Annotated in this window: 6 protein-coding genes and 1 rRNA gene; 6 read left to right on the forward strand and 1 reads right to left on the reverse strand. The window is 52.3% G+C overall.

Going from position 1 to position 8,492, the window contains the following annotated elements; genetic code table 11:
- Nucleotides 1–10 precede the first annotated feature (10 nt).
- The 6 genes from AB6731_RS16930 to AB6731_RS16955 all read left to right on the forward strand — a co-directional run bounded on the left by AB6731_RS16930 (nucleotide 11) and on the right by AB6731_RS16955 (nucleotide 8,290).
- Complete coding sequence (locus AB6731_RS16930) at nucleotides 11–3,124, forward strand: efflux RND transporter permease subunit (protein ID WP_371006582.1); 3,114 nt, start codon at nucleotides 11–13, stop codon at nucleotides 3,122–3,124.
- A 303-nt stretch (nucleotides 3,125–3,427) separates the two neighbouring features.
- Complete coding sequence (locus tag AB6731_RS16935; protein ID WP_008502867.1) at nucleotides 3,428–3,649, forward strand: lipoprotein; 222 nt, start codon at nucleotides 3,428–3,430, stop codon at nucleotides 3,647–3,649.
- A 487-nt stretch (nucleotides 3,650–4,136) separates the two neighbouring features.
- Entirely contained in the window at nucleotides 4,137–5,162 is a 1,026-nt protein-coding gene (locus tag AB6731_RS16940; protein WP_014171877.1) for an amino acid ABC transporter substrate-binding protein, read from the forward strand.
- A 67-nt stretch (nucleotides 5,163–5,229) separates the two neighbouring features.
- Nucleotides 5,230–6,411: an amino acid ABC transporter permease gene (locus tag AB6731_RS16945; RefSeq protein ID WP_193163984.1), complete on the forward strand. Its 1,182-nt coding sequence runs from the start codon at nucleotides 5,230–5,232 to the stop codon at nucleotides 6,409–6,411.
- 9 nt (nucleotides 6,412–6,420) lie between these two features.
- A complete protein-coding gene (locus tag AB6731_RS16950) occupies nucleotides 6,421–7,524 on the forward strand; it encodes an amino acid ABC transporter permease (protein ID WP_068795063.1) in 1,104 nt (367 codons plus the stop codon).
- Between the two features lie 7 nt (nucleotides 7,525–7,531).
- Nucleotides 7,532–8,290, forward strand: a complete 759-nt coding sequence (locus AB6731_RS16955; protein WP_134179604.1) for an amino acid ABC transporter ATP-binding protein — start codon at nucleotides 7,532–7,534, stop codon at nucleotides 8,288–8,290.
- 103 nt (nucleotides 8,291–8,393) lie between these two features.
- On the opposite strand, the gene rrf is transcribed toward AB6731_RS16955, so the two are convergent.
- Nucleotides 8,394–8,492: ribosomal RNA gene (gene rrf, locus AB6731_RS16960) — 5S ribosomal RNA — on the reverse strand; the annotation flags it as partial.

The raw sequence follows: 8,492 nt of genomic DNA on the forward strand, positions 1-8,492 counted from the left end.
GGACGACGACATGGCTAATTTCTTTATCCAACGGCCGGTTTTCGCCTGGGTGCTTGCCATCATTTTGATGATTGCAGGCGGGCTGGCCATTCTCAAACTGCCCATCGCGCAGTATCCGACCATTGCCCCTCCCGCCGTGGCTATCACCGCAACGTATCCGGGTGCTGATGCGCAAACGGTGCAGGATACCGTAACGCAGGTTATCGAACAGAACATGAACGGTATCGATAACCTGATGTATATGTCATCCACCAGCGATTCCGCAGGTAATGTCACCATCACGCTGACCTTCCAGTCCGGAACAGACCCGGACATTGCGCAGGTACAGGTGCAGAACAAACTGCAGCTCGCCATGCCGCTGCTCCCCCAAGAGGTCCAGCAGCAAGGGATCGGTGTTGAGAAGTCCAGCAGCAGCTTCCTGCTGGTCGCAGGCTTTATCTCCGATAACAAAGACCTCACGCAGGATGACATCTCTGACTATGTCGCGTCTAACGTGAAAGATGCCATTAGCCGCACCACGGGAGTTGGTGATGTGCAGCTGTTTGGTGCCCAGTATGCGATGCGCATCTGGCTCGACAGCAACGCGATGAACAAATACCAGCTGACGCCGCTGGATGTGATTAATCAGCTGAAAACGCAGAACGACCAGATAGCGGCCGGCCAGTTAGGCGGAACGCCGTCAGTACCGGGGCAGCAGTTGAACGCCTCGATCATTGCACAAACGCGTCTGAAATCTCCGGAAGAGTTTGGCCGCGTGACGCTCAAGGTGAACCAGGACGGCTCCATGGTTCATCTGAAAGATGTGGCCCGCATTGAGCTGGGTGGCGAAAACTACAATATGGTCACCAAAATCAACGGGCAAGCGGCAACCGGCCTGGGGATTAAGCTGGCTACCGGTGCAAACGCACTGGACACGGCCGCCGCCATCAAGAGCAAACTGGCCCAGCTCCAGCAGTTCTTCCCGCAGGGGCTGAACGTAGTCTACCCCTACGACACCACGCCTTTTGTGAAGATCTCTATCCACGAAGTGGTGAAAACGCTGTTCGAAGCGATCATTCTCGTCTTCCTGGTGATGTATCTTTTCCTGCAAAACCTGCGGGCGACGCTTATCCCGACAATTGCGGTGCCGGTCGTGCTGTTGGGTACGTTTGCGATCCTGGCGGCGTTCGGTTTCTCCATCAACACCCTGACCATGTTCGGTATGGTGCTGGCGATTGGCCTGCTGGTTGATGACGCCATCGTGGTGGTTGAGAACGTCGAACGCGTCATGGTTGAGGACAAGCTGCCGCCAAAAGAGGCGACGCAGAAGTCGATGGGGCAGATACAGGGCGCACTGGTGGGTATCGCCATGGTGCTTTCAGCAGTCTTTATCCCCATGGCCTTTTTTGGCGGTTCAACGGGAGCCATCTATCGTCAGTTCTCGCTGACCATTGTCTCGGCTATGGCGCTGTCAGTGCTGGTCGCTCTGATTCTGACACCGGCACTGTGCGCCACCTTGCTTAAGCCCGTCTCCAGCGATCGTCACGAAAAGAAAGGTGGCTTCTTCGGCTGGTTTAATGCGCTCTTTGACCGGAGCGTGGAGCATTACAGCAACAGCGTAAGCGGTATTTTGCGTAAGACCGGGCGCTATCTGGTGGTATACGTCATCATCGTCGGTGGCATGGCCGTACTGTTCCTGCGCTTACCCACCTCCTTCCTGCCCGAAGAAGATCAGGGCGTATTTATGACCATGGTCCAGCTCCCCGCCGGTGCCACCCAGATGCGAACCCAGCGGGTGCTTGACCAGGTTCAAAACTATTATCTCAACAACGAGAAGGCTAACGTTGAATCGGTGTTTACCGTGAACGGCTTTAGCTTTAGTGGTCAGGGTCAGAACTCCGGTATTGCATTCGTTAGCCTGAAGCCCTGGGAAGCGCGTCCCGGCGCAGAAAATAGCGTTGAGGCGATTGTAAGGCGTGCGACAAAGGCCTTCAGTCAGATTAAAGATGGCCTCGTGTTCCCGTTCAACCTGCCTGCGATTATCGAGCTGGGTACTGCAACGGGCTTTGACTTTGAGTTGATTGATCAAGCTAACCTGGGGCATACCCAACTGACCCAGGCGCGTAATCAACTGCTCGGCATGGTGAGAGCGCACCCCGATCTGCTGGTTCGCGTTCGTCCTAACGGTCTGGAAGATACCCCACAGTTCAAACTGGATGTCGACCAGGAGAAGGCACAGGCGTTGGGCGTCAGCCTCTCTGACGTCAACCAGACGATCTCGACGGCATTGGGGGGAACCTATGTGAACGACTTTATCGATCATGGACGCGTGAAAAAAGTGTACGTCCAGGCCGACGCTCACTTCCGTATGTTGCCAGGGGACATCAACAACCTCTACGTGCGCAGCGCGAACGGAGAAATGGTGCCGTTCTCCTCCTTTAGCAGCTCGCACTGGGTGTATGGCTCGCCTCGCCTGGAGCGCTACAACGGGATGCCTTCGATGGAGATCCTCGGTGAGTCCGCGCCGGGTAAAAGTACCGGTGAGGCGATGGCCTTGATGGAGAACCTCGCCGCAAAACTGCCTTCCGGTATCGGCCATGACTGGACGGGAATGTCTTATCAGGAACGACTGTCTGGTAACCAGGCACCTGCCCTGTACGCCATTTCACTGATTGTGGTGTTCCTGTGCCTGGCTGCGCTTTATGAAAGCTGGTCTATTCCCTTCTCGGTCATGCTGGTTGTGCCGCTGGGTGTCACGGGCGCACTTCTCGCCGCATCGATTCGCGGGTTAAATAATGATGTCTATTTCCAGGTCGGTCTGCTGACAACGATTGGTCTGTCAGCGAAAAACGCCATTCTGATCGTCGAGTTTGCTAAGGATCTGATGGATAAAGAAGGTAAAGGGATCATTGAAGCCACACTGGAAGCATCCAGAATGCGCCTTCGACCGATCCTGATGACGTCGCTGGCCTTTATCCTTGGCGTGATGCCACTGGTCATCAGCAGAGGAGCCGGGAGCGGCGCGCAAAATGCTGTCGGGACAGGCGTTATGGGAGGGATGCTTTCCGCAACGCTTCTGGCAATTTTCTTCGTGCCCGTCTTCTTTGTGGTTGTCCGGCGCCGGTTTACGAAACATAAAGAGTAATGTTTCTCAAAAAAGGCACCTCAGGTGCCTTTTTTATTTTTAGCATAAACAATGAATTAGATATGTCATAATCACAGCATTAATAGTTAACCATTTGCATTAAGTAAAAACGCCGCGTTACGTCTTCATATTTTCTCCATTAATTCATCCTGACAGCGACTTTTCTCCACGATTTTTACAAACAACATAATTTGAGATTATTCCCCGTGCAACGTTGCCTTATCCCGGTGGTAAAATAGTCTCCAGTTCGTTAATAGCCCTCCTGGCTGTATAGCGAATGAGAAATAATACTGAGGTAACATCATGAAAAGATTCATTTCCGTTGCACTACTCGCTGCGCTGCTTGCTGGATGCGCGCACGACTCTCCATGTGTACCGGTATACGACGATCAAGGCCGACTGGTTCATACCAATACCTGTATGAAAGGCACCACTCAGGACAACTGGGAAACAGCAGGTGCTATCGCCGGTGGTGCTGCCGCAGTGGCAGGTTTGACGCTGGGTATCGTTGCTCTGACGAAGTAACATCAGAACGTATCATGTGTGTAGAAAGCGCGGCTCTGTCCGCGCTTTTGCTTTTAAAGAGTGCAGCGCTTTCAGATAAGTAAAAAAATAGCCCCGTCTTTACCCAGCCTGTTTATTTCATCCTGCGGACAGTCACATATTTTTAATGCACAGCGTTAAATTACATATTCTATCGTGATGATTTTCACATATTAATTACATTTAATACCCTGCCAATATTCACCCCAGAAACTATCTCTTCTTTTTAAGGCATAGCCCATGAAAGTTTTGCTCCGATTTGTGGCACAGGTTGTAATTTCGCACCGTTTCGGGGCGCTCTCTTTATTTAACCCTGTCTACACTCAGCATTATGCGCTCATTGGTCACCTATTTTGTTGAGCGCAAAACCTGGCATTACGTTTGCTTTATAAACGTTGGCCAAAGCCACAGACAGGTAAAGCGTTTAAAACGCCTCTATAACGATAAATTTCGCCACACAGGATGCATTATGAAAAAGACGATGATAGCCAGCCTGGCCGCCGCGGGCATGTTGTTTGCTGTAGCCGGTCAGGCCCATGCGGGTACGACACTGGATGCCGTTAAAAAGAAAGGGTTTGTTCAATGTGGGATCAGTGACGGTTTACCTGGCTTCTCTTATGCCGATGCAAACGGCAAATTTACCGGTATTGATGTTGATGTCTGCCGTGGTGTTGCCGCCGCCGTTTTCGGTGACGACAGTAAAGTAAAATATACCCCGCTGACGGCGAAAGAACGTTTTACTGCATTACAGTCTGGCGAAGTTGACATGCTTTCCCGTAATACCACCTGGACCTCTTCCCGCGATGCAGGCATGGGAATGGCATTTACTGGCGTGACCTATTATGACGGTATCGGTTTCCTGACCCACAATAAAGCGGGCCTGAAAAGCGCCAAAGAGCTGGATGGCGCGACCGTTTGTATCCAGGCCGGTACCGATACCGAGCTGAACGTCGCGGATTATTTCAAAGCAAATAACATGAAATATACCCCTGTGACATTCGATCGCTCCGATGAATCGGCCAAAGCGCTGGAATCCGGTCGTTGCGACACGCTGGCTTCTGACCAGTCACAGCTGTACGCCTTGCGTATTAAGCTGAGCAACCCGGCGGAGTGGATTGTCCTGCCTGAAGTGATCTCCAAGGAGCCTCTTGGACCGGTTGTGCGTCGTGGCGATGAAGACTGGTTCTCCATTGTTCGCTGGACGTTGTTTGCCATGCTGAATGCCGAAGAGATGGGCATCAACTCGAAAAACGTCGACGAGAAAGCCGCTAAACCGTCCACGCCGGATATGGCTCATCTGCTGGGAACAGAGGGCGATTTCGGGAAGGATCTGAAGCTGGATAACAAGTGGGCTTACAACATCATCAAACAGGTGGGTAACTACGCTGAGATCTTTGAGCGCAACGTGGGATCGGAAAGCCCTCTGAAGATCAAACGCGGCCAGAACAATCTCTGGAACAACGGCGGTATTCAGTACGCGCCACCAGTACGTTAAGTCATTGCTGTAACGGGCACTGTTAAGGCAGTGCCCGCCCCAGAGTCATGGTTACCGAGGTTTCTTTATGTCCCATCGCCGCTCAGCCGTAAAAGGATCGCTATCCTTTTCTCATCCCGCGGTCCGCGCCTGGCTATTCCAGGTTATTGCGATTATTGCGGTTGTTCTTATCGCCGTGTATCTCATCCATAACACTATAACCAACCTGAATAATCGCGGTATTACCTCCGGCTTTGCTTTTCTGGATCGCAGCGCGGGGTTTGGCATTGTTCAACACCTTATTGATTATCAGGAAGGCGACACGTATGGACGCGTGTTCGTGGTCGGTTTACTGAATACGCTGCTGGTCTCTGCACTTTGTATTGTTTTTGCCTCCATACTGGGCTTCTTTATTGGTCTGGCACGTTTGTCCGAAAACTGGCTGCTGCGCAAACTGTCTACTTTTTATATTGAGACGTTCCGTAATATCCCGCCGCTGCTGCAGATCTTTTTCTGGTATTTTGCCGTGCTACGCAACCTGCCGGGGCCACGTCAGGCTATTGATGCTCTTGATCTGTTTTTCCTGAGTAATCGCGGGTTGTATATTCCTTCTCCGCAGCCGGGTGAAGGGTTGTATGCCTTCATTGCCGCCCTTGTAATAGCGCTTGCTCTCTCAGCCGCCATCTTCCGCTATAACCGCAAGCATCAGTTCAAAACCGGGCAGCTTCGTAAAACCTGGCCAATCGCCGCAATCCTTATCATTGGTCTGCCACTCCTGACACACTGGCTGTTTGGGGCCGCCCTTCACTGGGATATTCCGCAGCTGCGTGGCTTTAACTTCCAGGGCGGAATGGTTTTAATTCCTGAGCTGGCAGCACTGACGCTGGCGCTTTCGATTTATACCTCTGCATTTATCGCCGAGATTATTCGTGCGGGGATCCAGGCCGTTCCTTACGGACAACACGAGGCGGCACGCTCGCTGGGATTACCCCATACGGTGACGCTTCGTCAGGTCATTATTCCGCAAGCGTTACGGGTCATCATTCCGCCGCTGACCAGTCAATATCTCAATATTGTCAAAAACTCATCGCTGGCGGCCGCCATTGGTTACCCCGATATGGTGTCGCTGTTTGCCGGAACCGTGCTTAACCAGACCGGACAGGCCATTGAAACTATTGCCATCACAATGTCTGTCTATCTGATCATCAGCCTGGTGATTTCGTTGCTGATGAACCTCTATAACCGTCGTATAGCACTGGTCGAGCGCTAAGGATCTATGATGACAAAAGCGATACTGTCGCACTCCTCGCGCCCTGCCAGTTCGACAGGCGGACGTTTAATTCTCTGGGCGCGTAAGAATCTGTTCTCCAGCTGGAGTAACAGCCTGCTGACAATTGTATGTTTGTGGCTTATGTGGGAATTAATTCCACCGCTGCTGAACTGGGCTTTTTTACAGGCTAACTGGTCGGGATCCACTCGCGCAGACTGCACAAAAGCAGGGGCCTGCTGGGTGTTTATTCATGAGCGTTTTGGCCAGTTCATGTATGGATTGTATCCGCATGAACAGCGCTGGCGGATTAATCTGGCACTGGCCATCGGGCTGCTCTCCATCGCCGTAATGTTCTGGAAAAAACTGCCTCATCGGGGCCGTTATATTGCCTGTTGGGCAGTGGTGTATCCCATTATTGTTTGGGTGCTATTGTATGGCGGCTTCCTGGGGCTGGAACGTGTTGAAACACGTCAGTGGGGTGGGTTAACGCTGACGCTGATTATCGCGTCCGTTGGGATAGCCGGCGCACTGCCATGGGGTATTTTGCTCGCGCTTGGGCGGCGCTCAAAAATGCCTGTCGTACGTGTGCTTTCCGTTATTTTCATTGAATTCTGGCGTGGCGTACCGCTTATCACCGTTCTGTTTATGTCTTCGGTCATGTTGCCGCTGTTTATGGCAGAAGGGACAACGATAGACAAACTGATCCGTGCCCTGGTCGGGGTCATCCTTTTCCAGTCCGCTTACGTTGCGGAAGTGGTGCGTGGGGGCCTGCAGGCTCTGCCGAAAGGTCAGTACGAAGCGGCGGAATCACTGGCACTTGGCTACTGGAAAACGCAGGGACTGGTGATATTGCCACAAGCACTCAAGCTGGTTATCCCGGGCCTGGTCAATACCATCATTGCCCTCTTCAAAGATACCAGCCTGGTGATCATCATCGGGCTGTTCGATCTCTTTAGCAGCGTGCAACAGGCGACCGTTGACCCTGCCTGGCTGGGTATGTCCACCGAGGGATATGTCTTCGCTGCTCTGATCTACTGGATCTTTTGTTTTAGCATGTCGCGCTATAGCCAGCATCTGGAAAAGCGCTTTAACACCGGGCGTACACCGCACTGAGGAAATTATGAGCCAGATTACTATGACACCTGCCGACGCGATGATTACGCTGGAAAACGTGAATAAATGGTACGGGCAGTTTCATGTTTTGAAAGACATTAACCTCAAGGTTAAGCAGGGCGAACGGATCGTTCTTTGTGGCCCTTCCGGATCCGGAAAATCCACGACCATTCGCTGTATTAACCACCTTGAAGAACATCAGCAGGGGCGCATTGTTGTTGATGGCGTCGAGCTGAATGAAGATATTCGTAACATCGAACGGGTGCGCCAGGAAGTGGGAATGGTGTTTCAGCACTTTAACCTGTTTCCCCATCTGACCGTTCTGCAGAACTGTACGCTTGCGCCAATTTGGGTACGAAAGATGCCTAAAAAGGAGGCTGAAGCACTGGCGATGCACTACCTGGAACGGGTACGTATCGCAGAGCACGCCAATAAATTTCCCGGCCAGATATCAGGCGGTCAGCAGCAGCGCGTGGCTATCGCCCGTTCGCTCTGTATGAAACCGAAAATTATGCTGTTTGATGAACCGACATCCGCCCTGGATCCGGAAATGGTGAAAGAGGTACTGGATACCATGATTGGACTGGCGCAGTCCGGGATGACCATGCTGTGTGTGACGCACGAAATGGGGTTTGCCAGAACCGTGGCCGATCGGGTGATCTTTATGGATCGTGGGGAAATCGTTGAGCAGGCACCGCCGGATGAGTTCTTCGCACATCCTAAATCTGAACGTACGCGGGCTTTCCTGTCACAAGTGATCCATTAAACGTGTCTTAGCCCGGTGGCGCTTCGCTTACCGGGTCTGACTTTTTCCGGGAAACATAACGCAAAAAGGCCATCCTTTCGGATGGCCTCTTCACTTGTTTGATGTCTGGCAGTTCCCTACTCTCACATGGGGAGACCCCACACTACCATCGGCGCTACGGCGTTTCACTTCTGAGTTCGGCATGGGGTCAGGTGGGACCACC

The sequence above is a fragment of the Enterobacter sp. RCC_40 genome, from assembly GCF_041360735.1.
GTDB classification, from domain to species: domain Bacteria; phylum Pseudomonadota; class Gammaproteobacteria; order Enterobacterales; family Enterobacteriaceae; genus Enterobacter; species Enterobacter ludwigii.